The sequence below is a fragment of the Rheinheimera oceanensis genome, assembly GCF_018831085.1.
In the GTDB taxonomy this organism is placed as follows: Bacteria; Pseudomonadota; Gammaproteobacteria; order Enterobacterales; family Alteromonadaceae; genus Alishewanella; species Alishewanella oceanensis.
This window is the reverse complement of the sequence record NZ_JAGPNM010000011.1, coordinates 97,688-121,738: the sequence shown is the minus strand read 5'-3', so window position 1 is coordinate 121,738 and position 24,051 is coordinate 97,688. Positions and strand designations below refer to the sequence as shown.

24 protein-coding genes are annotated in these 24,051 nt (G+C 48.0%); 18 read left to right on the top strand and 6 right to left on the bottom strand.

The features are described from left to right. Nucleotides 1–170 precede the first annotated feature (170 nt). The 11 genes from J3B89_RS18875 to murI all read left to right on the top strand — a co-directional run bounded on the left by J3B89_RS18875 (nucleotide 171) and on the right by murI (nucleotide 8,847). Complete coding sequence (locus J3B89_RS18875; protein ID WP_215399180.1) at nucleotides 171–737, top strand: SMI1/KNR4 family protein; 567 nt, start codon at nucleotides 171–173, stop codon at nucleotides 735–737. 434 nt (nucleotides 738–1,171) lie between these two features. Further along, nucleotides 1,172–1,888 (top strand): hypothetical protein, encoded by a 717-nt coding sequence (locus J3B89_RS18870; RefSeq protein ID WP_215399179.1) that lies wholly within the window; start codon nucleotides 1,172–1,174, stop codon nucleotides 1,886–1,888. A 160-nt stretch (nucleotides 1,889–2,048) separates the two neighbouring features. After that, nucleotides 2,049–2,483, top strand: a complete 435-nt coding sequence (locus J3B89_RS18865) for a hypothetical protein (protein ID WP_215399178.1) — start codon at nucleotides 2,049–2,051, stop codon at nucleotides 2,481–2,483. A 140-nt stretch (nucleotides 2,484–2,623) separates the two neighbouring features. Beyond that, nucleotides 2,624–2,932, top strand: coding sequence for a transposase (locus tag J3B89_RS18860; RefSeq protein ID WP_206109624.1), 309 nt, complete (start codon nucleotides 2,624–2,626; stop codon nucleotides 2,930–2,932). After that, nucleotides 2,887–3,786 carry an IS3 family transposase gene (locus J3B89_RS18855; protein ID WP_215399187.1) on the top strand — a complete coding sequence of 300 codons (900 nt, stop codon included), beginning with the start codon at nucleotides 2,887–2,889 and terminating at the stop codon, nucleotides 3,784–3,786. The genes J3B89_RS18860 and J3B89_RS18855 overlap by 46 nt, the downstream gene beginning before the upstream one ends. 17 nt (nucleotides 3,787–3,803) lie before the next feature. Continuing rightward, nucleotides 3,804–4,271, top strand: a complete 468-nt coding sequence (locus J3B89_RS18850) for a hypothetical protein (RefSeq protein WP_215399177.1) — start codon at nucleotides 3,804–3,806, stop codon at nucleotides 4,269–4,271. Further along, nucleotides 4,222–4,491 carry a VOC family protein gene (locus J3B89_RS18845; RefSeq protein WP_215399176.1) on the top strand — a complete coding sequence of 90 codons (270 nt, stop codon included), beginning with the start codon at nucleotides 4,222–4,224 and terminating at the stop codon, nucleotides 4,489–4,491. The genes J3B89_RS18850 and J3B89_RS18845 overlap by 50 nt, the downstream gene beginning before the upstream one ends. A 222-nt stretch (nucleotides 4,492–4,713) precedes the next feature. Continuing rightward, nucleotides 4,714–6,219: a cardiolipin synthase gene (cls, locus tag J3B89_RS18840; RefSeq protein ID WP_215399175.1), complete on the top strand. Its 1,506-nt coding sequence runs from the start codon at nucleotides 4,714–4,716 to the stop codon at nucleotides 6,217–6,219. Between the two features lie 197 nt (nucleotides 6,220–6,416). Further along, on the top strand, nucleotides 6,417–7,313 hold the full coding sequence (locus J3B89_RS18835; protein WP_215399186.1) for an aldo/keto reductase: 897 nt from the start codon (nucleotides 6,417–6,419) through the stop codon (nucleotides 7,311–7,313). Nucleotides 7,314–7,328: 15 nt separating this feature from the next. Beyond that, a complete protein-coding gene (locus J3B89_RS18830) occupies nucleotides 7,329–8,006 on the top strand; it encodes a DUF6064 family protein (protein ID WP_215399174.1) in 678 nt (225 codons plus the stop codon). A gap of 43 nt (nucleotides 8,007–8,049) precedes the next feature. Beyond that, nucleotides 8,050–8,847, top strand: coding sequence for a glutamate racemase (gene murI / locus J3B89_RS18825; protein WP_215399185.1), 798 nt, complete (start codon nucleotides 8,050–8,052; stop codon nucleotides 8,845–8,847). An 80-nt stretch (nucleotides 8,848–8,927) separates the two neighbouring features. Here the strand turns inward: murI and rimO are convergent, their stop codons facing one another. From rimO to J3B89_RS18795, 6 genes are all read right to left on the bottom strand, one after another. Beyond that, the gene (rimO, locus tag J3B89_RS18820) at nucleotides 8,928–10,331 is read right to left on the bottom strand and encodes a 30S ribosomal protein S12 methylthiotransferase RimO (RefSeq protein ID WP_215399173.1); all 1,404 of its coding nucleotides are present in this window, start codon (nucleotides 10,329–10,331) and stop codon (nucleotides 8,928–8,930) included. Nucleotides 10,332–10,513: 182 nt separating this feature from the next. Next, nucleotides 10,514–11,479: a glycosyltransferase family 2 protein gene (locus tag J3B89_RS18815; protein ID WP_215399172.1), complete on the bottom strand. Its 966-nt coding sequence runs from the start codon at nucleotides 11,477–11,479 to the stop codon at nucleotides 10,514–10,516. 157 nt (nucleotides 11,480–11,636) lie between these two features. Continuing rightward, the gene (locus J3B89_RS18810; RefSeq protein WP_134054404.1) at nucleotides 11,637–12,149 is read right to left on the bottom strand and encodes a DUF1993 domain-containing protein; all 513 of its coding nucleotides are present in this window, start codon (nucleotides 12,147–12,149) and stop codon (nucleotides 11,637–11,639) included. Nucleotides 12,150–12,361: 212 nt separating this feature from the next. Further along, the gene (locus J3B89_RS18805) at nucleotides 12,362–14,386 is read right to left on the bottom strand and encodes a heavy metal translocating P-type ATPase (protein WP_215399171.1); all 2,025 of its coding nucleotides are present in this window, start codon (nucleotides 14,384–14,386) and stop codon (nucleotides 12,362–12,364) included. An 82-nt stretch (nucleotides 14,387–14,468) separates the two neighbouring features. Then, nucleotides 14,469–16,169, bottom strand: a complete 1,701-nt coding sequence (locus J3B89_RS18800) for a phosphoethanolamine transferase (protein WP_008984043.1) — start codon at nucleotides 16,167–16,169, stop codon at nucleotides 14,469–14,471. Between the two features lie 115 nt (nucleotides 16,170–16,284). Beyond that, nucleotides 16,285–18,273, bottom strand: coding sequence for an LTA synthase family protein (locus tag J3B89_RS18795; protein ID WP_050979281.1), 1,989 nt, complete (start codon nucleotides 18,271–18,273; stop codon nucleotides 16,285–16,287). Between the two features lie 109 nt (nucleotides 18,274–18,382). Between J3B89_RS18795 and J3B89_RS18790 the strand changes: the two genes are divergently transcribed. From J3B89_RS18790 to J3B89_RS18760, 7 genes are all read left to right on the top strand, one after another. Continuing rightward, complete coding sequence (locus J3B89_RS18790) at nucleotides 18,383–18,739, top strand: diacylglycerol kinase (protein ID WP_008223741.1); 357 nt, start codon at nucleotides 18,383–18,385, stop codon at nucleotides 18,737–18,739. Between the two features lie 20 nt (nucleotides 18,740–18,759). Beyond that, nucleotides 18,760–19,428, top strand: coding sequence for a response regulator (locus tag J3B89_RS18785; RefSeq protein WP_215399170.1), 669 nt, complete (start codon nucleotides 18,760–18,762; stop codon nucleotides 19,426–19,428). After that, on the top strand, nucleotides 19,418–20,812 hold the full coding sequence (locus tag J3B89_RS18780; RefSeq protein ID WP_215399169.1) for an ATP-binding protein: 1,395 nt from the start codon (nucleotides 19,418–19,420) through the stop codon (nucleotides 20,810–20,812). Before J3B89_RS18785 ends, J3B89_RS18780 begins: the two co-directional genes overlap by 11 nt. An 84-nt stretch (nucleotides 20,813–20,896) precedes the next feature. Then, nucleotides 20,897–21,175, top strand: a complete 279-nt coding sequence (locus J3B89_RS18775; protein WP_008984039.1) for a metal/formaldehyde-sensitive transcriptional repressor — start codon at nucleotides 20,897–20,899, stop codon at nucleotides 21,173–21,175. 78 nt (nucleotides 21,176–21,253) lie between these two features. Beyond that, nucleotides 21,254–21,568 (top strand): hypothetical protein, encoded by a 315-nt coding sequence (locus tag J3B89_RS18770; RefSeq protein ID WP_008984038.1) that lies wholly within the window; start codon nucleotides 21,254–21,256, stop codon nucleotides 21,566–21,568. A gap of 44 nt (nucleotides 21,569–21,612) precedes the next feature. Next, complete coding sequence (locus J3B89_RS18765; RefSeq protein WP_008984037.1) at nucleotides 21,613–22,947, top strand: TolC family protein; 1,335 nt, start codon at nucleotides 21,613–21,615, stop codon at nucleotides 22,945–22,947. Further along, the gene (locus J3B89_RS18760) at nucleotides 22,944–23,924 is read left to right on the top strand and encodes an efflux RND transporter periplasmic adaptor subunit (RefSeq protein WP_215399168.1); all 981 of its coding nucleotides are present in this window, start codon (nucleotides 22,944–22,946) and stop codon (nucleotides 23,922–23,924) included. The genes J3B89_RS18765 and J3B89_RS18760 overlap by 4 nt, the downstream gene beginning before the upstream one ends. Nucleotides 23,925–24,051: the final 127 nt, after the last annotated feature.

Here is a 24,051-nt window from a genome sequence, read left to right as displayed (position 1 = left end):
AGATCATGAAAGACATCTAGCCAGGATGCTTGGCCGAAATCTATAAGGCGTCAATACGTCCTAAAATGGACGCTTACGCTCAACCTGGCTCCCTTCGGTCGCTGCGCGATAAAGCTGCGCAGCGCTGGTTAACTCTACGTTAGGCGAATACCAGAACTAAGGAAGTATGAATGAAATGTAGATCGTGCCCAAAAGAATATCCCGAACCAGATTTCATTGATGGCACAGCCTATTTTGTATGTGCAAATTGCGGGGACGTCTACGAAGTAGAAAATTATCGCGTCTATACACCTGAAGAAAGAATAGAACTATTTGAAAAAGAGAATGGCGTGAAGCTGCCAGATGCATATATAAAATTAGCTGGTACCAAAAATTCTTGGATTGTGAAGTTACCGCCGTGCGACACCGACTCAACGAAATACTATTTCGGAGATGGGTTCTATGAGATAGGAGAGTTGTCTGGCCTAGACCCAGGAAAATATAGATCCATCTTTGATAGTCCAGGTCTTGTGGAAGAATGGGAGTTGCCAGAGGAATTGGTGCTAATCGATGGAGATGGTCATACCTGGCTTGCATTGGACTATCGAGATTCGAAAACAGAACCGAAGGTTATTGTAATTGAGTCTGACGAATCTAATTATTTAGTGGTTGCGAAAAATTTTAATCATTTCGTGCAATCTCTTTTACCATATGAAAGTGTCTACGATATCGATGGTAATGTCATATACAAAGGTTAAATCACCTAACACATATGAGCCTTCCCGGAGTCAATAGGTAAAACCGCTCTTCTGGCCGTGTTAGCGGCCAGGCCTTGTCCATCAGCAAGATAGACTGCTTTATCTGTCATCATGGCTGCCAGCTGATAGCTTGCAACAAACACCTATCCGGGCTCTCTTATCTCATTCTCAATGAGCGCCTGCTGATTTCAGCATCCTTGCTGACAGGTTTTGCATCACGACTGTTTTGTATATACGCTACTTTGATGGACTCTTGAGGCGTATCTAAGCTTATAAAAGTGATGCTATTGTTAATCATACTAACCTCCAGTATTGTATCTTCAACAAATACACTATGGCTCTGGCTGCAAAGCTAACCCACGTTCCCGGAGAGCAACACCTCGTGGGGAGTCATTATGTCTATGCACCATTTTCTGACATCGGAGTGTTGTATTATGAAGTTCGTTTTCTCTCTTTGCCTATTGGTAACGTCACAGGTTTTCGCTACTACATGGGTTGAATCTACGGTTCCGGATCCTATTGCACCTGATAGCACTTGCTCCGTTATGCAACCTGCTAGTTACGGTAGTTATATATATCATTGGCCTTCTAAATATGATCAGGTGTTCTGGCCTCTCACTGACTCAAACGGGATTTGGTTCTGTAAAGAATCGGGCTTCATAGCATTCATAGAAGACTTCGAAGGGTTAAGTGAAGAAGAAGTGGCGAGAATTAGATCATACCTTAAAACAGCTAAGCCTAATATTTCAGATCAATTATCAAGGTTGGAACATCTTGATAAAATCTACTCGCTTCGCGATAAAGACGAAATTTTCAAAAACAAATTAAAACGAGTTCTTGCCTACCTTTATGAAGCTGAAGGAGAATTTGATTTAGCAAACCGCCATCGTTCAGAGATTTTGCAACAAATAAACAAGCTTCTTGAGTCGCCAAACCTAACTGAGTATCAGACTCTGGAATACTTATATCTATCAGTCAACTATGAACTTCAGCTAGGCAATGAAGAAAGAAGCTCTAGCCGACTCATTCAACTGAAGATTGCTATCGAAAATATTAATGATGCGGAATTAAAGGGTTATGGTGATTACTTGTCTGCGCTAATCAATGAACTTCCCAGTATGAAGCCTGGAGGGAAACTGATGCCGGAATAGGTTAAAGTGCATAACAATCGAATCAAGTCGCGCCTTTAAAACCGGGCGCGCTGGGACATAAAAACTACGCAGCAATTTAGTTTTGGTGCTTCGCAAAGTTTAAGTTAATCGCCGCTACGTTTTTCTGTCCCTTATTCGGGCGTTTGTGTAAGGAGTAGAATTGAAACCTGAGATTTCTATCGAAAAAGTATGGTTTGATGATGATCTGACTGAATTGAAAATCTCAGTCTGTAACGGGAAATCTCTATTCACTAATAAGGTTTATGTTGGTAGTCATCAAATTTTAGAGTTGGTTAACTCACTTAATATTTTTAAAAACCATTATTACGGTGGTCTAAAAGACATATTACTGGGGCAGTTTGGTCGTGAATACGCCAATGGTGCTTTTTCTGCGCGGCTTCACTTTCCAAAGCCAGGGGCTTTGTACATTGCAACTCACCAGCAATCTGAATACTTTGAATTTAAGGGGCAGGAAGAGGCTAGCGAAGCCAAAATGTACTTAAAAACGGAGCCTGTGCTTTTAGATAACTTTATTCAGGAGTTAAAGGGACTAAGCAATGGTATTAATGATATTGCCAAGCTCGTTTGCATCTAACAATCTGCGTCATTCTGGGCCTTCAACCCCTCCGACGCTCACAAGTTCGCGCTGGTGTGCGCGGCGTTATATGCCCGAGTTACCCATGATCAGTAGACACCTTCTATAGTTAGGTATCGTACCTGACACTGAGGTGCAAGATGGCCAGACATAAAACCCAGGCGTATTCAGAAGAGTTCCGTAGAGAAGCGGTAAGACTGTCTGATTTACCCGATAAAACAGCTACTTCCGTTGCTCAGGAACTGGGCATACATCCTAATCAGATTTACAACTGGCGAGCGCAGTTTAACCGCTTGTCAGATAAGCAGTTTAACAGTCTGAACGGGGTAGATTATTCAAAGGATGAAAGCGAAAAAGTCCGGCAACTGAAGCGCGAGCTGGACACGCTGAAAAAGGAAAATGAATTCCTAAAGAAGGCAGCTGCGTACTTTGCCAAGTTGCAGGAGTAAAGTACGCCCTGATCAGCGAATACGTGGGGCAGTATACGGTCAGGCTGATGTGCCGGGTGCTGGAGGTATCCGCTTCCGGCTTTTATCGCTGGCGAGGGCGTAAACCGAGCCTGAGCAGCGTAAAGCACGAGCAGTTGGAGCAGCAGGTGCTTGACAGCTACGCCCGTTACAAAGCGCGCTATGGCGCGCCCAGGCTGGTAAAAGAGCTAAATGCGCTGGGGGTAAGTTGTTGTCTGAACACCGTAGCGAGCATCCTCAACGCCAGAGGTATACGGGCACGTAATGGCAAAGCGTTTCGCTACAGCCCACGCACTGAAGCAATGACGAATGTGGCAGATAACCTGTTGAAAAGGCGGTTTGATGCAGAAAAGCCCAACGAGCGCTGGACCACAGATATCACCTATATCTGGCTGAAAGATAAATGGTTATACCTGGCAACGGTGATGGATTTATACTCCAGGGCGATAGTGGGCTGGTCGCTGGACACCAGCATGACCGAGCAGCTGATTACGCAGGCCTTGAAGATGGCACTGGCGCGAAGACAACCAGAGCCCGGCCTGATAGTGCATTCAGACCGTGGCGTGCAGTATCGCTCAACCGCGTATCAGGACGAACTGATGAATGCCGGCTGTGTGCCCAGCATGAGCCGTAAGGGCAATTGCTGGGATAATGCCGCAATGGAAGCCTTCTTCAGCCGGCTTAAAGTAGAACTGATTTATGCAGAAAACTACGACTCGATTGAACGGGCGAAGTCAGGTATTTTCGAGTACATTGAGATATTTTATAACCGTGTCCGTAGGCACTCAGCGATTGGCTACATCAGCCCGGCTGAGTATGAGCGCAAATGCGCATAACCGAGTGTCTACTTTTTATGGGTAAGAACAATGCCAAGGAAAGTATGGTAGAGCATTCAAAAGCAACAAGAGTATTGGCTTATATTTGCGCAGTAATATTGTTACCAGTGTATGTTTCTGGGCCAATTGCATTGATTTTAATTTCAGGTAAGCGACTTTCAAACGCTGATGCATCGACAGTTTTTATTCTTGCTGCGCTTGTTATTGGTATCACTTACCTATGCGGTAAGTATTTCTTCTTAATGGTTCGTTTTCTTAGAAGTCTTAAGACAAAAATGACTTACGACGATCAAGGGATAGCTTTATACAAAGGTTCTGAGACAAAACGTTATTCTTGGAATGATTTAAAAGCATCACGTGAATATGCCAGTTGCCAAATTTTCTGCCTAATGGATTCGAGTAAAACGCATTTGTTTAGTATTTGGGAATATGCGAGTGGATATCGTGAGTTTCGCCAAAAAATGTATGAAGAAGTTGGCATATAACAATCGCCTGGCGCTTTTACCTGGGGCTTCAGCGCCCGCTATTATTAGTTGTGCAATAGAAACGAAACAGGAAGTAGATCTGGCGCTTGAACGCGCCAAAGAATTCGGTGGGGCGGTACCTGCAGAACCAGCAGTCGATCCATCATTTGGAGGATATATCGGCTACGTAAGCGATCCAGAAGGACATCTCTGGGAGCTTGTATGCCCGGCCCCCAAATAAGCGTTTGCGCTGCAATGGTTTCTTCTAATCTCGAATCTCGGAAGGCGAACCCGGCTACAGACCGCAGTACACAGATGGGTTCTACGCAGCCTATGTTCGTGACCCGAATGGAAATAAACTGGCATTCGTTGTATACCCTAAAGAGTAAGAAGTGCATAACAGTCGATAGAGTTGGTTCGTGCATGCTAAAATTGCCCATAAATACAGCCTGATAGGCAGACAATGTTTAGAATTAGCTCGGCATTAAAACAAGCTTTTGCTTCGCAGACTGCTGCGGCTGGGCGTCCAGTCAAAAAAACCAGTAAACGGCGCCGGGTGTTTTTTCTGCTGTTAGCCTTATTTCATACGCTGGGGGCTTTATCCTCGCTGGATGCGTTAATGTCATCGCGCACGTCGCAGGGCAGTATTGCCTGGATAGTGTCTTTAAATACCTTCCCCTATGCTGCGGTGCCTGCTTATTGGGTGTTTGGCCGCAGCCGGTTTCAGGGGTATGTGATCTCGCGTAAAGAAACCGACCATGAGTTGTTTGCCAAGCATCAGTTAAAAACCGCCGGTGTTGAGCCTTATGTTATGGCGTCTGATCGGATCCGTGGCAGCATTGAAGCGGTTGAAACACTGGCAAAAATGCCATTTTTAACCGGTAATAATGCCCAACTGCTGATAGATGGCCAACAAACCTTTGACAGTATTTTTGCCGGCATTCGCCAGGCAGAGCAGTATGTGCTGGTGCAGTTTTATATAGTGCGCGACGACCAGATAGGCCGCCAGTTACAACAATTGTTGATTGAAAAAGCCCGCAGCGGTGTAGCAGTTTACTTTTTGTTTGATGAAATAGGCAGTTACCGTTTACCTAAACGCTATACACAACAACTGGCCGATGCCGGTGTATTTGTACGGCCTTTCCACTCTACCAAAGGGCCTGGCAACCGCTTTCAGCTGAATTTTCGTAATCATCGTAAAATTGTGGTCACAGATGGCCATTATGGCTGGCTGGGCGGCCTTAATGTTGGTGATGAATATCTGGGTGCTGATCCGCGTTTTGGCCTGTGGCGCGATACCCATTTAAAGCTAAGTGGCCCGGCGGTGTTAGGCTTGCAATTATCTTTTGTTGAAGACTGGTACTGGAGTAGCGAACAACTACCGAATTTAAACTGGCAGGCCAAACCGGCAAATGGCAGCGACGTGCCGGTATTAATTATACCTTCTGGCCCGGCAGATCGTTTTGAAACGGCCAGCCTGATGATGCAACATGCGTTAAATAGTGCCACTAAACAGATTTGGATCGCCAGCCCCTATTTCGTGCCGGATGAAGGCACAGTGGCAGCGTTAAAACTGGCGGCTTTACGTGGCGTTGATGTGCGGATATTGATCCCAGAACGAACAGACAACCTGCTGGTTAGCTTAGCCGCCTATGCCTTTGTCGGGCCGCTGCTGGATGCAGGTATTAAGATTTACCGTTATCAACAAGGTTTTCTGCACGCTAAAAGTTTTGTGCTGGATGAGCAGATTATTGCTGTGGGCACGGTAAATCTGGATAACCGCTCTTTTCGGCTGAATTTTGAAATTACCGCACTGCTGGCAGATGCTGAACTTAATCAGCAGTTACAGCAGCAGTTTCTGCTCGATTTTTCTGCGTCGCGGCAAATGACACTAGATGAAGTGCTTAGCCGGCCCTGGTATAAGCGTGCTGCGTCACAAGCCGCTAATTTAATGGCCCCGGTGTTATAACGTATATTTTTTAGCGCAACATTGCAGTGCTGTAGCTAATTTGGCAACGAGGGGCCGGGCTGGTATGCTTTATTTTGCTGCCGGGTGCCACAAGCGCCGGGCCATAAAGAGCTGAAGGGGCGCTTAGCATGAACAATAGTGATACTCGTAGCAACCGCTTAACCCGCAGACACAGCCTTAAATTACTCGCTGCCGCTATGGCTGCCAGCTTACTGCCGGTATTTCCGGGGTTTGCTATTAACGGTGCGCACCTGCAAAAAAACATTCCCAACAGCAATAAAGCGCTGCCGGTAATTGGCATGGGTACCTGGCGTACCTTTAATGTTGGCAGCGATGCTAAGCTGCTTGCGGCACGCACTGAACTGGTAAAAGTTTTTTTCGAACTGGGCGGCGGCATGATTGACTCTTCCCCCATGTACGGCTCGGCCCCCGATGTAATGGGCTATGCCTTATCGCAGCTTGTTGCAGCGCAGCCGGCTATAGCCGACAACTTATTTGCTGCCGAAAAAGTCTGGAGCCCGGCCGGAGGTTCGGCACGTGAGCAGGTGGCCGATTTGCAGCGCCGCTGGAATATCCCGCAATTTAATTTACTGCAGGTACATAACCTGAGCGACTGGCGTGAACACTTAGCGGTGCTGCGTGAGCTAAAAGCCGCAGGCAAGGTGGGCTATATAGGTATTACTACCTCACATGGCCGCCGCCACCGCGAGGTTGAGCAGATTATGGCCGCTGAAAGCATCGACTTTGTGCAACTGACTTATAACATCATTGAGCGCGAAGCAGAAAACCGTTTACTGCCATTAGCAGCAGAGAAGGGTATAGCGGTAATTGCCAACCGGCCATACAACGGCGGTAGTTTGATTAAAAACCTGAAACGCCGTGGCGAGCGTTTGCCTGATTGGGCAGCAGAGCATGGCTGCACTACATGGGCAGAGTTTTTGCTGAAGTTTATTGTTAGCCACCCGGCTGTTAGCTGCGCTATTCCGGCTACCACACGGCTTGAGCATTTGCAGGAAAATATGCGTGCCGGCCACAACCCAATGCCCTCTGCTAAGGCGCGTCAGCAGATGCTACGCTTTTTTGACACGCTATGACTACACAGGCGTGTTATGAATAGCTGGGCCAGCTATCAGCTGCAGGATTTTATTCCCTTTAGCGCCGATGTGTACTTTCGCCTGCTGGAACGTATAAGCGAAAGCTGGTGGCCACTGCATTTACTTAGCCTGCTACTGGGCGCTGCAGTGCTGGTACTGGCATTAAAAAAACGTGACCGGTTGGTTTGGTTACTTATGGCGCCGGTTTGGGCTTTTGTCGGTTGGGTGTTTTTTATGCAGCACTATGCCCAGCTTAACTGGGCGGGCAATTATATGGGTTACGCCTTTTACGCTCAGGCCATACTGCTGTTATGGCTGGCATTAGCCGGTTTTGGCCGCCGTAAGGCGCCAGCCGCTAAAATATCTGCTGTTGCGATTGGACTTGGCATTGCGCTTACCGGTTTGATTGCTCTGCCACTTATAGCACCGCTTAGCGGCGCTGGTTGGGGGCAGGCACAGGTGTTTGGCATACATGCCGATCCTACTGCCATAACTACGCTTGGCCTGGCGCTTATGCTGCTGCGGGGCTGGCGTTTGTGGCTTGTCGCTTTTATTCCCTTGCTCTGGCTGCTGCTGTCAGGTCTTACTCTGTGGGTGCTGCAGGCCGCAGAGGCCTGGCTGTTGTTCACTGAATTAGCTGCTGCTCTGGTTGGTATCGCAGTTTTATGCCGATACCCCGGAAAAAAAGCCTGAAAATATGCTAATTTTGCTACCTTAAATTACAGGTGGGCATGTGATGGTTAATTCTGCAGCAATAGGTATTTTCGATTCCGGTATTGGTGGCCTGTCGGTTGCCCGTGCAGTGCGTGAACTGCTGCCTAACGAAAGCCTGATTTATGTCGCCGATAGCGGCCACGCGCCCTATGGTGAAAAAACCGACGACTATATCTATCAGCGTATGGACCATATTACCCGGCATTTAACCGCTGCCGGTGTTAAAGCTATAGTAGTGGCGTGTAATACTGCAACTACTGCCGCTATTGCCAGGCTGAGGGCGCAATACCCGCTACCCATTATCGGCGTAGAGCCCGGCGTAAAACCGGCGGTACTGGCCAGCAAAAGCGGTGTAGTGGGGGTGCTGGCCACGCCACGCACCTTGTTAACGCCAGCCTTTGCTACGTTAGCGCAGCGTTATGCCGGCCAGGCCAAAGTGATATTACAGCCTTGTCCGCAACTGGTGCCGTTAATAGAAGCATTGGATTTTAGTGGCAATAAAATGCAGGCATTGCTGCAAAGTTATATTCAGCCCTTGCTGGCACAAGGCGCCGACACCCTGGTGCTGGGCTGCACGCATTATAATTTTGTCGCAGATTTAATCGCTGAAATTGCCGGGCCGGATGTCAGTATTATCCGCACCGAAATGGCAGTAGCTAAACAGTTACAGCAGCGATTGATACAAACCCAGCTGCTAAGCAGCAGTGCACAAGCCGGTGCAGATAAATTTTACAGTAGCGGTGATCTGGAGTTATTTAACCGTCAGTTGCAGCAGTTTTGGCCCGATGTCGTGATGGCCGGGCTTAAGTGGCACGAATAAGCCGGGTGCGAATAGACATGATAAGAATAAAAAACAGGTGGCCCAAGCCACCTGTTTCGCATGCTGTTAACAACTATTGATTACTCTGCCACAGAGGCCCATAAGTCATATTCATCGGCTTCTTCAACCACGGCGTCAATCAGATCACCGGGTTTAACGCCGGTTAAACCGTTCAGGTATACCGCACCGTCAATTTCCGGCGCATCGGCAAAGCTTCGGCCTATGGCGCCTTCTTCGTCTACTTCGTCGATCAGCACTTTAATGGTTTTGCCAATCTTAGCTTGTAAACGGGCGCTACTGATTGCTTGCTGGGTTTGCATAAAACGGTGGTAACGCTGTTCCATTACCTCTTCAGGCACCGGATCGGCCAGTTCATTGGCTTTAGCGCCTTCTACCGGGCTGTATTTAAAGCAGCCAACGCGGTCCAGTTGCGCTTCTTGCAGCCAGTCCAGCAGCATCTGGAAGTCTTCTTCAGTTTCACCGGGGAAGCCAACAATAAAGGTTGAGCGGATGGTTAACTCCGGGCAAATTTCCCGCCATTTTTTAATCCGCTCTAATACGCGGTCGGCCTGACCGGGGCGTTTCATCAGCTTTAAGATGCGCGGGCTGGCATGCTGAAACGGAATATCTAAATACGGCAGTATCTTACCCTGCGCCATCAGCGGGATAATGTCATCTACGTGCGGATAGGGGTAAACATAGTGCAAACGTACCCAAATCCCCATATCGCCTAAGGCTTCACACAGTGACTGCATAGAGGTTTTAACCGGTGAGCCGTTCCAGAAACCGGTACGGTGTTTTACATCCACACCATAGGCGCTGGTGTCTTGCGAGATAATCAGCAGCTCTTTTACACCGGCATTTTTCAGGCGCTGTGCTTCGTCCAGTACTTCGCCTACCGGACGGCTGACTAAATCACCACGCATTGACGGAATAATGCAAAAGGTACAGCGGTGGTTACAGCCTTCAGAGATTTTTAAATAGGCATAATGCTTGGGCGTTAATTTAACGCCATGATCCGGTACCAGCATGGTAAAGGGGTCATATTTGGGTTTAGGTACAAACTCATGCACCTGCTTTAATACGTTTTCATACGAGTGCGGGCCGGTAATGCCCAGTACATTAGGGTGTACCTGGCGGATTTCATCTTCGCGCGCGCCCAAACAGCCGGTAACAATAACTTTGCCGTTTTCAGCCAGCGCTTCACCGATGGTTTCCAGCGATTCTTGTACCGCAGAGTCAATAAAACCACAGGTGTTAACAATAACTAATTCGGCATCGTCATAGCTTGGCACTATGTTATAGCCCTCGCTTTTTAGCTGGGTAAGAATACGCTCGGAATCAACCAGGTTTTTCGGGCAGCCCAGAGACACGAAACCTATAGTATTACCTTTGCCAGCACCGGCTTTAGCTTGCCCGGCTAAGGCTTTGGTTGCGGTATCCAAAGTGGTGGTTTGCGTCGGATCAAAGGTTTGTACTGTCATAGTGTCTCTTAAAGTTGGCTAAGCCGGAAAAAAGTCGGCGGATTATACCTGAATCCGGCTAAAGATACAGAGTGAGTTGTGCAAAAAACAAACAGGTATGGTGTGCCAATGCCGGTGTTTTAATATTCAGATTGTATTGACGCTGGCCTTATATTCCCGGCAAACCCTGCGAGCAGGCTTGCTCAGTTCAGTCGCAAGCGATTTTTGTGGAAAAAGTGCGATGCAAATGCCAGTGTCAGTTTTTTCCGCAGTGAAAAACCCGGTGTTAACCACAATTGTTTAAGCAGTATTCTGAACTGGAGCTCTAAGGCAACTGGCAGTGCTTTAACTGCCGGGTTGTTAAGTTGCAAGGTGTAAAATAAATAAGCCAGGTTTAACAGTAAAATATTACGCCAGCGCGCCGGTATGGCCGGGTAAAAGCTGCCTTGCTGCAAGCCGGTAAAAAACTGCTGCAGTTGCTGTTGTTGTTCTGGCTTAACGTTAAAGGATGCGCTTGAGCTGTGTTCACGGTAGCCATAAAGCGGTAAACGTAAATGATACAGTTGAAACGCTTGCTGGTACAAAGTGGGTATTGCCATAACGTCTTCGCAAAATGCGATGCCGGAGGGGAAATTAAAACCCGGCGCTATAGCTTTGCGGTATATTCTTAACCAGGGGAACCAGCGGTTTGACTGAAATACAGCAATAGCAACATCACTAACCTTGTGCTCGCCGGCTTTGTGGCGCATATAATGCGGCCTGGCAGATGGCAGGGCCGATATATCGCTAAAACGTTTAAAGCCTATTTCGATAAGATCAGGCTGATGCCCGGTAATAACCCGGAGCACTTGCGTGATATAACCGGGTAGTAGCAGATCGTCAGCATCCACAAAGCCAACATACCGGCCTGTACTGTGTGCGATACCCAGATTTCTGGCCACACTTACACCGCTGTTTAGCTGACTCAACAGCATATAACATTCTGGCCAAACAGATCTGGCAATATGGCGTTGCGCTACTGCCAAACTGCTATCCGTTGCGCCGTCACAGACTAACACCAGTTGTACCTGAGCGGTTAGCTGTGTTTCAACCGACATCAATAATTGGTCCAAATAGTCTGCCGCATTATAAAACGGGACGACAAGGGATAACAAAACCTGCGATTGCATATATACCACCTGGCAACTTAGCGCGAAGCAGCTAGTTTATCAGGGGCTATAACAGATAAAGTAGAGCTTTTACAGTTAGTTACCAATAGTCACAAAGCAGGTCTTTTCTGTAAAAAGTAAAACGCCGGGTTTAATGCCCGGCGTTTTACACTACGCGCTAAACTTTATACGGCATCGCACCCAGATAATCTTTTTTACCTACATCGACACCATTGTGACGCAAAATGGCGTAGGCGGTGGTGATATGGAAATACAAATTAGGGATGACATGCTGGATCAAGAATTCGTAACCCGTTAGATATTTACCTTCCCAGCGTGGCTGAGTGATTTTTTGCGTGGCGGACTGGCTGAAATCAGCCTCGGTAAAGCTGGCCAGATAGGCTACTGTATCACTGATGCGCTGCTGTAATTGCGCTAAGGTGGTTTCGTCATCGGCATGCTTGGGGGCACTGTCAGTTTTACCGGTTAGGCGTGCTACGCCTAATTTGGCTGTGTCGCAGGCAATTTGCACCTGGCGGATAAGATGAAACTGATCCGGTGCTAAACGCGCATTCAGTAAAACGGCAACATCCACTTTTTTTGTTTCGGCAAAACTGGCGCCTTTGTTAAGGATGGCGCTTAAATTTTGCAGCATTTTGCTAAATTGCACTACGGTAATATCGTAAAACATAGTCTGTCCTCCGGGGTAATAAAACAAATACAAACCCAGATTTGGGGGGCTGCTGCTATTTTCGCAATGGCGGCACCCAAAAATATAGCGCTGCCATGGCAAAATATTAATGCTGCTTGTTGTGTGCCAACTTGTACAGAACGGGCAGTAACTGCCCGTTTGGTATGATTACCGTTATTATGCCGCCTGTAATTATTTTTTGGGGATGATATTTATGCTTCTGGCGCTATGTTTTTGGCTGGAGTATAAGCCAGCAGACGCAGGGCGTTAAATACCACAATCAGTGTTGAACCTTCATGTACAGCCACCGCAGCACCGATGCCCAGCCCCATTATGGTTGCTGGCACCAGTAATGCTACGATACCAAGGCTGACAAATACATTCTGCAGAATAATGCGGCGGGTACGACGGCTTAAATCTACCGCAAAAGGCAGATGGCGCAGGTCGTCTGCCATCAGGGCAACATCTGCGGTTTCCAGTGCAACATCAGAGCCGGCTGCGCCCATGGCAATGCCGACACTGGCATTCGCCATAGCCGGTGCATCATTAACACCATCACCCACCATCGCAACCTGGGTTGTTTCGCGTAATTTACGGATAGCAGTGACTTTATCCTGTGGCATTAAATCGCCCCAGGCTTCATCCAGGCCAACTTCTTTTGCCACAGCTTCTGCAACCTGCTGGTTATCACCGGAGATCATAATCATTCTTGAGATACCCAGCTGCCGTAAGGTCGCTAACGCAGCTTTAGCGGCAGGGCGGGGGGTATCCATCAGGCCAATAGCGCCTAAATCGCGCTCTCCGTGGCGTATTGCCATAACAGTACGGCCACTGTTGCGCAAATCATTGATGGCTTCTGTTGTCTGCGGGTTTAGTGGCGCGATAGCTTGACCGGTTTCTTCATTACCAAACATCTTGGCTTTGCCAATCCAGACCGTTTTTCCATCCAGTTGTGCACTTACTCCCAAACCGGCATAGCTTTGCAGGTTTTCTGCCTGGGCTGGTTCTTTACCGGCCAGCCGTTTGCGGCCATCACGGGTGATTGCTGCGGCCAGCGGGTGGTCACTCAGTGCTTCTACTGCAACGGCTACACGCAGCAGTTCTTCTTCTGATACACCTTGTGCCACAACAATATCGGTAATATGCGGGCGGCCTTCAGTCAGCGTGCCGGTTTTATCAAACGCCATGGCGGTTAGTGCGCCCAGCTCTTCCAATGGTGCGCCGCCTTTAATTAATACGCCGCCACGGGCAGCTCTGGCAATACCGGATAATACGGCACTGGGGGTGGCAATGGCCAGTGCACAGGGGCTGGCGGCAACCAGTACCGCCATGGCACGGTAAAAACTATCGCGGAAAGGCTCGTCAATAACGACCCAGGCAAACAGCAATATCACGACCAGTCCCAGTACGGCGGGCACAAAAATACGCTCGAATTTATCGGTAAAGCGTTGAGTAGGGGACTTGCGTATCTCTGCTTCGCTCACCATCTTGACCGCACGGGCCAGAGCGGAATCGCTGGAGCGGCTGGTCACTTCTATCTCAATGGCTCCGCCACCATTTATGGTTCCGGCGAACACTTTGCTGGCAGCTTCTATAGAATCCGGGCGCTTGCGGGCAAACTCCGGATCATCAACCGGGTGTTTATCAACCGGAATACTTTCCCCGGTAACCGGCGCCTGGTTAATGCTGCTGGTGCCTTTAATCAGAAAACCGTCTGCAGGCAGGCGTTCGTTGGGGCGAACGACCACAATATCGCCCACTTCCAATGTTTCTACCGGAATTTCCAGCAGTTGCTCATTACGGCGAACCATCGCTGTTTTAGGGGCCAGCTCCGCCAGTGCTTCGATAGCCCGTTTAGCTCTGCCCATGGCGTAGTGTTCCAGCGCATGTCCCAGACTAAACAAGAACAATAACAAGGCACCTTCAGCCCAGGCACCCAAAGCAGCCGCACCAGCCGCCGCAACCAGCATCAAGGTGTCAATTTCAAAACGTTTATGGCGAAGGTTTTCAATGGCTTCACGCAGGGTAAAAAAGCCACCGAAAAAATAGGCGCTAAGGTAACAGATAAAAGGTAGCCAGGCAGGCGTACTTGCTGACACTTTACCGATAATAAAACCAGCCGCCAGCATAAAACCACTGGCAAGTGCGAACAAAAGCTCTGTATTGGCGCCTAAAAAACCGGCATGTGAATGGGGTTCTGTCTCAGAATGAGAGTGATCTTTATGTTTATCGCTCATATCGGCTCCTTATATCTCACCTTTATACTATACCCCAGTATAGTAGTTGCTGTTTTGAGCAGGATCAATTGCTGAGCAGATTTTATTTATACGCTGATAGATCATTCTGGCACTGGCTAAACAATTCAAGTTGTGTTTCTCGCATCGTGGTTTGTACGTTAAATATTGCCAGCAGGGTATGAAAAAGGTTGTCGTGGCTGGCTTTCTGTTCTGTCTGCTGCTGTATACATGAGGTGTTTACCTTTTGACCTGTGATGTAGTTTTCGGACATCCACCATAGCAGTGGTATATGTGTCTGAGCTGTGGGAGCCATCCAGTACGGTAGCCCATGCAGGTAAATGCCATTTTCGCCCAGAGATTCCCCATGATCTGAAACATATAGCATGGCGGTTTGATAGTCCTTGGCCGCTGACAACTGCTTGATAACGGTAGCCAGCAACTGGTCGGTTGCAATAATGCTGTTATCATACGCATTGATCACATCTTGCTGTGAACACAACGGTAGTTGCTTGTTTTGACATTCCGGCACAAAAGCTTTGTCGGTTATTGCACTGCGCCGGTAATACTCCGGGCCATGACTGCCCAGTTGATGAAGCACGATCAGGCGGTCTTTTGTGGCGGTATTAGCCTTGCTAAGGTAAACCGGTAGCCGCTCGGTGAGTACACTGTCCAGACACTGGCCTTTGTCACAGCTGGAGTGATTTTGTTGCTCAAATAAAAACTCTGACGGTACACGGTTGCACACGCCTTTGCAGCCTGAGTTATTATCAAGCCAAGACACTTCAACACCGGCGTGTTGCAGTATATCCAGAACATTACTGCTGTTTTTGGCAGTGCTTTCTATATAGTCGGTACGCGACAGAGCCGAAAACATACAAGGTAAAGAGTGAGCCGTAGCCGTACCGCATGATGACGCTTGTTTAAAGCTATATACAGGCAGTGCACTGAGCAGCGGGGTGGTATTTCTGACATAACCATTTAGCCCAAAGTGATCGGCCCTGGCTGTTTCTCCGACCACCAAAACAATCAGCTTGGGTTTTGTCGAGGACGTTGCCGCAGGTAGCTGTTTGGCATCGAGACCAAGCTGATTAAAACTGACCGGAAATGCCGTTTTACGGATGTTATTGGCCAACGATACTGTGGCTGACAGGGTGCTGACGGGCAGTGCCAGATAACGTACTTCGCGGAAGTTGCGAAAAAAAGGCGCTAACTGTGAGTAATTGATTGTAACAATACTGAGCAGCGTTAGTATAATCAGCAGTATTGCCGCCAGCCAGTGCAGTAAAAAGCGTTTGCTGCGCACCATTTTGGTTCGGATAACGGTAACCGCCAGCAATGGAAACAGCATCAGCTTGGTCAATTGCCACAACATCCCGCCAGACAACAACCCTTGTGCTTCAGCCGGATCGGTTTCCAGTGCATTTTGCAGCATACTTTTATCAATGACGACACCGTAACTGGTATTAAAATACAGTGCGGTTGAGCCCAGCAGAAAGAGCAATAAAAATACCGGCTTTTGTACAGGCCGGAAGCTGAACAAGGTGAGTAACAGAAAATTCAGTAAAAATAATAATGATACAAGGCTGAGTTGTAATGAATACTGGCCTGCTGCCCTGGCTTGTATGGCATCGAAAAAGGGCGTGTTCAGTAGTAGGGTCATTGCCAAAGCGCCGACAAAAGCAAACCAGAGCGGATGCCATAGTGGCGAGCTATGGTTAAATGCTATGGTTTGCCGGGGCAGGGGTACTGTTTGCAAATGTGCGGTGGGCGTTAGGTCTGACATAAGCTTTCCATAATCTACTGATATGCAACGCAGCTTATGGGGCGGTGCTTAAGAAATGCTTAAATTCCTGTGGATCCTTAACAAACTATTGCTGCTACCTATAGCAGAAAGCCCTTTAAGGGCTTTCACAAGGGATATCATCGTTGTATTTACGTTCACGATACAGGTAAGAAGGAAGTTGTACCTGTGCTAAAGCCTGCTGTTGTTGCAAGGGGCTTACCGCTTCTTCAGAGAGCGTTAATTGCTGGTGTTCACGATTATAGTTGGCACTAACCGCCTTACCATCGGGTTTCAGAATAGTAAGTTTATCCTCTGTCATCAGGGCAAACAGATTGTCAAACTGTATCAGAGCCCGCCCAGAACTGGTACTGTCCAGCAACAGATCACGTCCCGTCATCGGGTGACAGGACGATATCCCAGCCATGCTAAGCAGAGTGGGAGCCAGATCAATCTGACTACTTAAGGTTGTGAGTATTTCAGGCTGAGTGTCTGCGCCCAGAATTAGTCCTGGAATGCGAAACTTTTCCACCGGGATCAGGTTACTGCCATATACCCTGTTATCATGATCTGCTACTACCAGAAACAGCGTATCCTGCCAATAAGGGCTTTTCATTGCTTGCTCAAAAAAGCGGCCCATTGACCAGTCTGCATATTTCACTGCATTGTAAGCCGTATTTTTAGGCTCTTGGTATAGTGAAATCCGGCCGTCCGGGAATTCGAAAGGTTCATGATTGCTAGAGGAAAATATCAGGCTGAAAAACGGTTGCTGCTGTTGATGCAGGGCCAATAACTGCTGATGTGCAGTTCTGAACAAGTCTTCATCGCTGGCTCCCCAACTACCTACCAGCACCGGATTACTGATTTTAGGTAAATCCACAATCTCCTGAAAACCATTGCCGGTAAAAAAGCTACGCATATTATCAAAGTGTGCTTCGCCACCATAAATAAACTGAGTGTGGTAGCCCTGTTTTTTTAAGATGGATGCCAGAGTGGTAAAACCTTGCTGACTGTTTGACAGCTTTACCGTGCTTTGGGCCGGTGTCGGCATAAAGCCGGCAACAACCGCTTCAATACCGCGTACTGAGCGAGTACCGGTAGCATACAGATTGTCAAACCAGATGCCTTGCTGTTTCAGCTGTTCCAGCTCTGGAGTGACCGGTGCGCCGCCAAGTGATTCAACAAAGGTGGCGCCCTGGCTTTCCATCAACACTATTACTATGTTCAGCGGTTTATTACGCTGTTTTACGGCTTGTTGCCAGTGTAAGGTTGGGTATTCTGCATTATTAAAATCATATTGCTGCAGCCAGGGCCAGTTAAGGCTTAAATTCAGCATTTGTGTCTCTGGCAGTTTACCGTATATTTCGCTGGAACGGGCTTCATGTTTGAGGTTATACAAGGCAAATAAAACCGAATAGCCCGAGTTGATGACGAGAGAATTCACCATAGCATCAGAGGTAATTGCAAACAGCGCCGGGTTAGCAGGGCGGTGTGCTGTAGTGGAACGGATGCCGGCAAATACCATAAAAACCACCAGGGGCCACAGTAGTAAATGCTGGCGCAGTGGCCATACTTGCAATGTGTGCTTCGGTAGCCTTAGCGCCCGGTGCAGCAGTAGAGCGGCTGCGACAGTTAACACGGTTCCTGCCACCAGTGGCAATCGGAAGCCATGCCATAAGGTAGAGAAAACTTCTTTCGGGTATTTCAGATACTCAATGTACAAGCGGTTTGGCCGTATATCGTATTGCTGAATAAAGGCAGGGGTGGATAGTTCGATAAATGCAATAAGGATTAAACCCGTCAGGCACCACCAATAGCTAAAACGAAACCAGCTGTGCTGTAATCCGGGACGCGCCCAGCACAGCGATAACAGAACGGGTATTGCAGACCAGATACAAAGTAGAATCAGGTCGGCCCGAATCCCCTGCAGGAATATCATGCCCAATTGGTCTGTAGGTGCTACCCTGTCATATAGCCATAGCACCAGACCAAGCCGGGCCGCACTTAATAGTACCAACCCGATAAGAATCATACGTAGTAAGTAGGTGTAGGGACCGCATGTTATTTGTCGTAATACCGGGAATTTTACTGCAGAAACTTTAGTCATAGAGGCTCGCCGTACTGCCAGATAGAGTGGCTGCAAGGCTAACGAACAATGCTTAAGACTTTCTTAAGACTGTGCTTTTATACTGTTATCTCCAATCATAGGGGGGTATATGAAATCAGAGGCTAAAGGGGTTAAACGGATCATGCTGGCCGGAGTCAATTCGTGGCAAGGGCTGGCCAGTAGCTGGAGATCAGAAGCGGCAATACGGCAGGAAATTATCTTATTACTGGTATTGCTACCTGTAGCCTTGTGGGTTGATGTATCTGCGGCCGAGCGTGCGCTATTGTTATTGAGTGCATTACTGATTCTGATCGTGGAGCTATTAAATACCGGCATTGAAGTGGTGGTGGATCGCATTGGCAGTGAATATCACGAGCTAAGCGGTAAAGCGAAAGATATTGGGTCGGCAGCTGTATTAATAACGCTCGTTGCCAGTGCCGCCGTCTGGTTATGTATTTTACTCTAAGCTAGCTGGAAAAAGCCTTTATGAGATTGTTACTGGTTGAAGATGATAGCCTGCTTGCGCAGGGGTTAATTACTGCATTATCACGTATACATTACCGGACAGAACACTGTATTACCGGTTCGCAAGCCATAGTGGCAGCAACCAGTAGCGGGTTTGATGTGATTATTCTGGATCTGGGGTTGCCAGACGGGTTGGCATTACATGTAATTAAAACCTTACGGGCTAAAAAGGTTACAACACCTATTCTGGTGCTGACGGCATGGGATCATCTTGAAACCAAGGTTGAGGCATTAAATGCCGGCGCTGATGATTATGTGCTGAAACCCTGCGATAGCAGAGAAATTGAGGCCCGTTTAAGAGTATTACTGCGGCGTTATCAGCAACGACAGCAGGACATCCTGACTTGTCAGGAAGTAGAAATGAATATGCAGCAGCATCTTTGCCGCTATCAGGGGCGGGATATAGTACTGACTTCACGTGAGTTTTTGATCCTGAAAGAGTTTATGTTACATCCGGATAAAATTCTGAGTAGACAGTATCTGGATGAACTCAGTTCGGGCTGGACAGGCGAAACAGAAAGTAACTCCATAGAGGTGCATATTCATAATATCCGTAAAAAAACTACAGCATCGCTGATAAAAACGGTCAGAGGCGTCGGTTATATGCTGGTGAGTCATCGTGAAAATTAATAGTATCCGCCGGATGCTGTTGCTCAGTGTTAATGCGGTTATCCTGTTAATGTTACTGATTACCAGCCTGAACACATGGTTTAATGTTCATCATGAAATTGACGAGTTATTTGATGCACAGCTGGCACAGTATGCACGGTTAATTCGTCATTTAATGGTAGAGCCCAATACTCCCCTGACTGCAGATAGTAATCACGCCATTGAAATGCCATTTTTACTGGATGATGGTATAGAGCATACTGCAGCAGAAGAACGGTATTCCGAGGGGCATAAGTACGAAAGCAAAATTGCAGTTCAGGTCTGGCATGAAAATGGTCAACTGTTAATCCGTTCCGGTAATGTCGGCAAAACGCCATTGTTGCCCAAACAGTCAGGTTTTCACGAGATCCGGCATAATCAATACCTGTGGATTGGCTTTAGCTTATATGTGCCTGATGAAAAAGCCTGGATCTTTACTGCGCAACGGGAAGATGTTCGGGACGAGTTAAGCTGGCATTTAACACTGAATCAGTTGTTACCGCTGGGGATAGCGATATTGCCAATAATATTACTGGTTTGGCTTGCTGTGGAATGGGGCACGAAGCCGGTGCGGGAATTATCGAAAAAGCTGGCAGAAACCAACCCTACTGAATTACAACCTATTGAGATGCCGTTGCCGCGAGAGTTAAAGCCATTCAAGGACGCTGTGAATAAACTAATGGCTGAGTTAAAAGCTTATCTTAAAAAAGAAAAAATGTTTATTGCGGATGTATCTCATGAATTAAGAACCCCGCTTAGTGTTTTACAAGTGCATACCGATAATCTGGAAAAAGCGACCGATAGCCAAGAGCAACGTACAGCGATACAAGCCATTGGAAAAAGTACACGCCGTCTGGCACACCTGGTTAAGCAGTTAATGGAAACAGAAAAACTGGAGCATAATATTGTACTGCAATATCAGGAAATTCAGCTTCTTAGGCTAACAGAAGATGCTTTGGCGTCGGTTGATTTGCCGCTAATTGATCGCGTAATTTGGGTGGTCGATATACCAAAGCAGCTACAGGTTCGTGTCGATCCTGCATTATTTCATGCTGCATTGCGTAATTTACTGGACAATGCGGCTAAGTATGCACCTGCTCAAAGTGAGGTCAGTATCAAGGCGCGTATAGAACAGCACGCTGTAGTGATAAGTGTGAGTAATGCAATTAATGGTGATATTACGCTTGAGCTAGCCCGATTGGGAGAGCGCTTTTTCCGGAGTTATGGTCATCAGGATGTTGCAGGAGCTGGCCTTGGATTATCGATTACCCGCAAAATTGTTAACTTACACGGCGGAAAGTTAGTTTTTTCACAAGACATAACCGGGCGTTTTGTAACAGAGCTCTTTTTGCCACAAACAACATAAAATAAGAGACAGCTTTTATAGCTACAGACTTGAGAAAGATTAAAACTGACTATACTATAGGGGAGTATAGTTACGGAGTACGGTATGACTCATTCAATTACCAATAAACCCAAGTTACTGACGCGGGTACGGCGGATTAAAGGTCAGGTTGAAGGGCTGGAAAAACAGCTGCTGGCCGAAGGTGATTGTAGTAAAGTACTACAGCAAATTGCTGCGGTGCGAGGTGCTATAAATGGCCTGATGACTGAGATACTGGAACACCATATTCGTGATCATCTGGCAGGCGATAACCTGGAGCCTTTACAGCGCGACGCGGATGTAGAACAGGTTATTAGCGTATTGCGCTCGTACCTTAAAAGCTAACTTCGTTAAATTAGTAAGGCGGTCATTATTTTGATAAGCAACTACGCACTGACTAAAACACCACTAAGCAGAATGTTGATGGCATTACTGCTGGTGGTGCAATTGTTATGCGTAGTTTCCAGCGCTTTCGCTGTTGAACATTCTGCTGATGATATTCATCATCAAATATCATGGTCTGACACCAGTACGGTTGTAGCCGCAGAACAATCATCATTAACTGATGCCTCACTTCATGCAGGTTGCGACCATTGTAGTCATTGCCATGCCGCACATATTGGCTTGTTTAAACCAGCTCCGGCTTTGCCGGTAATTGGTAATGAATTGCTGGTGTCTTACTTAAATTATCTACCCTCTTCCCCTAAACGAAGCATTTACCGCCCACCCATCAGCTGATTCTGTTTTTTTGGTTTTTACATTACCTATAACAGGATTTTGCTATGTTCTTAAAAATGAATTGCAAACGCTTTGCAGCGTTAGGTTTATTGGCTGCTGGCAGTGTGCTGCTGAGCCTGACAGTAAATGCCGCTGAACCTGCAACAGCAGAGTTAACGCTGCAACAGGCAGCAAAGCGGGTGTTACAACAACATCCACAGCTACACGTATTTGATTGGCGCTTAAAAGCAGCGGCGGGTCAGCAGCAATTGGCAGAGCTAACGCCAGGCTATGAACTCGGCGTGCAGGCCGATAATGCCTTTGGCACTGGTGATATGTCGGGTGTTAAAAGCCTCGAAGTTACGGTGTCGTTGTCTTCCGTTATTGAGCTTGGCGATAAGCGCCAGGCCCGGATGGCGGTGTCCAGTGCAAGTCAGGGATTATTGCTGGCGCAGCGCCAGGCCGCGAGCCTGGATTTACTGGGCGAGCTGACCCAGCGTTTTGTAACTGTGCTGACATTGCAGCAAAAAACGGCGCTGGCGGCACAAACCGTCAGTATGACTGAGCAGGCTTTAACGCTGGTGACGCAGCGGGTGCAGCGTGGTGCAGCACCGGAGGCCGAGCAACTAAGGGCGAAAGTGGCTTTTAAGCAAGCACAGTTGCAGCATGGCTTACTGCAAACCGAGCTGGATAGCAGCAAGTTGGCGCTGGTCAGTTTATGGGGGGCGGAACAAGCCGATTTTAATCAGGTTAGTGGTGATTTATTTCAGCTGGCGCAAAGCCCCTCCTTTCAAACACTTTATCAACAAGTGCTGGCAACCCCCACCGTAGAGGTCTTTGCAGCCCGGCAACGCTTGCGTGATGCTGAGCTGACACTGGCGCAAAGTCAGTCGGCGGGTGATGTACGCTGGCAGATTGGAGCCATGCGTTCACAAGAAAGCCGGGATTTTGGTTTGGTTGCCGGCGTGTCAGTGCCTTTGTTTAGTAAACAGCGTAATCAGGGTGCGATAACTGCGGCGCAGGCAGAGTCTCAAGCGGAACAGTTTGAAAAAGAAACTGCCTTGCTGGATTTACGCGCCCGCTTATATCAGGCCTGGCAAACTCACCGTTACAGCAGTATGGCTGTGAAAGATATGCAGCGCGATATTCTGCCGGTGCTGGAGCAGGCACTACAACAAACTGAAGACGCATACCGCCGTGGCCGTTATGGCTATGCAGAGTGGATTTCTGCCCGTCAGGCACTACAGGACGCTCAGCTTGAGTTGGTTAATGCTGCCAGTACCGCACTGAGCAATCAGGTACTGATTGAACAGCTTGCCGGTGTTGCGCTTGCGGCATCACCTCTGGCGATAAAGACACCCACTCAGCTTATCACTACTGAATCAGGATCTTCCAAATGAAATATTCCGCGTTATTCCTTGCATTACTGATCGCTCAGGGTATGGCTGTTGCACCTGCTCAGGCCGGGCCGGGCCACAGTCATGATGAAAAACCGAAAACGGCGCAAACAAACAGCGCTCATGCCCATGATGATAGCGGGCACGATCATGGCAGCGACCATGATGATGATCACGATGAAGCCGCAACGATTGATGCCGACATGGCAAAAAGGGTAGGGATTGAAGTGGCGACGGCAGGTGCCGGCACCATTGAACGCCATATTCCGTTATACGGTGAGCTTGTAATCCCACCTAACCGTCAGGCACAGGTGCGAGCCCGTTTTCCTGGCATGATTACCCAGATAAAGCCTGCAGTTGGCGACACAGTGAAAAAAGGTGAGGTGCTGGCGCTGGTGGAATCCAATGACAGCCTGCGCACTTATCCGGTTACCGCGCCGATAGCGGGGGTGTTATTACAGCAATATGCCAGTCAGGGCGAATACACAGCCGGTGAAACGTTATTTTCACTGGCAGACAGCAGCATATTGTGGGCTGAGCTGAAAGTATTCCCAGCGGCAATGGATGAGATAAAAACCGGTTTGCCGGTGCATATTGAAGCTCGCGGTGGCAGGGTTGATAGTCAGATAAGCCATATTTTGCCTGCCTCCGGCCAGCCTTATGTATTGGCGCGGGTTGCACTGGATAACAGCAACGGCCATTTTTCTGCCGGAGAGCGGGTCAATGCGCTGGTGGATGCTGAAATCATAGCTGTTTCTCTGGTGATAGATAACAAGGCCTTACAGGATCTGGAAGGTAAGCAGGTGGTGTTTGTGCGCGAAGGCAACCGCTATGAACCGCGACCACTGCAGCTAGGCCGCACCGATGGGCGCTTTACTGAAGTGCTGTCTGGTCTACATGCTGCTGAAGAGTATGTGGTGGTAAATAGTTATCTGATTAAGGCTGAGATCGAAAAAGCCGGCGCAGCTCACGAACACTAAAATTTGCCTGGCTGCGCTTTGGTTCTGCGGCGTTAAAAACCGGCTCAGCATGCTCATTTACCGCATGTAAACTGCGCTGCTTCGCCCGTTCTTGCCTTGCGTAACCTTTGCTCGCTCAGGCAGATGA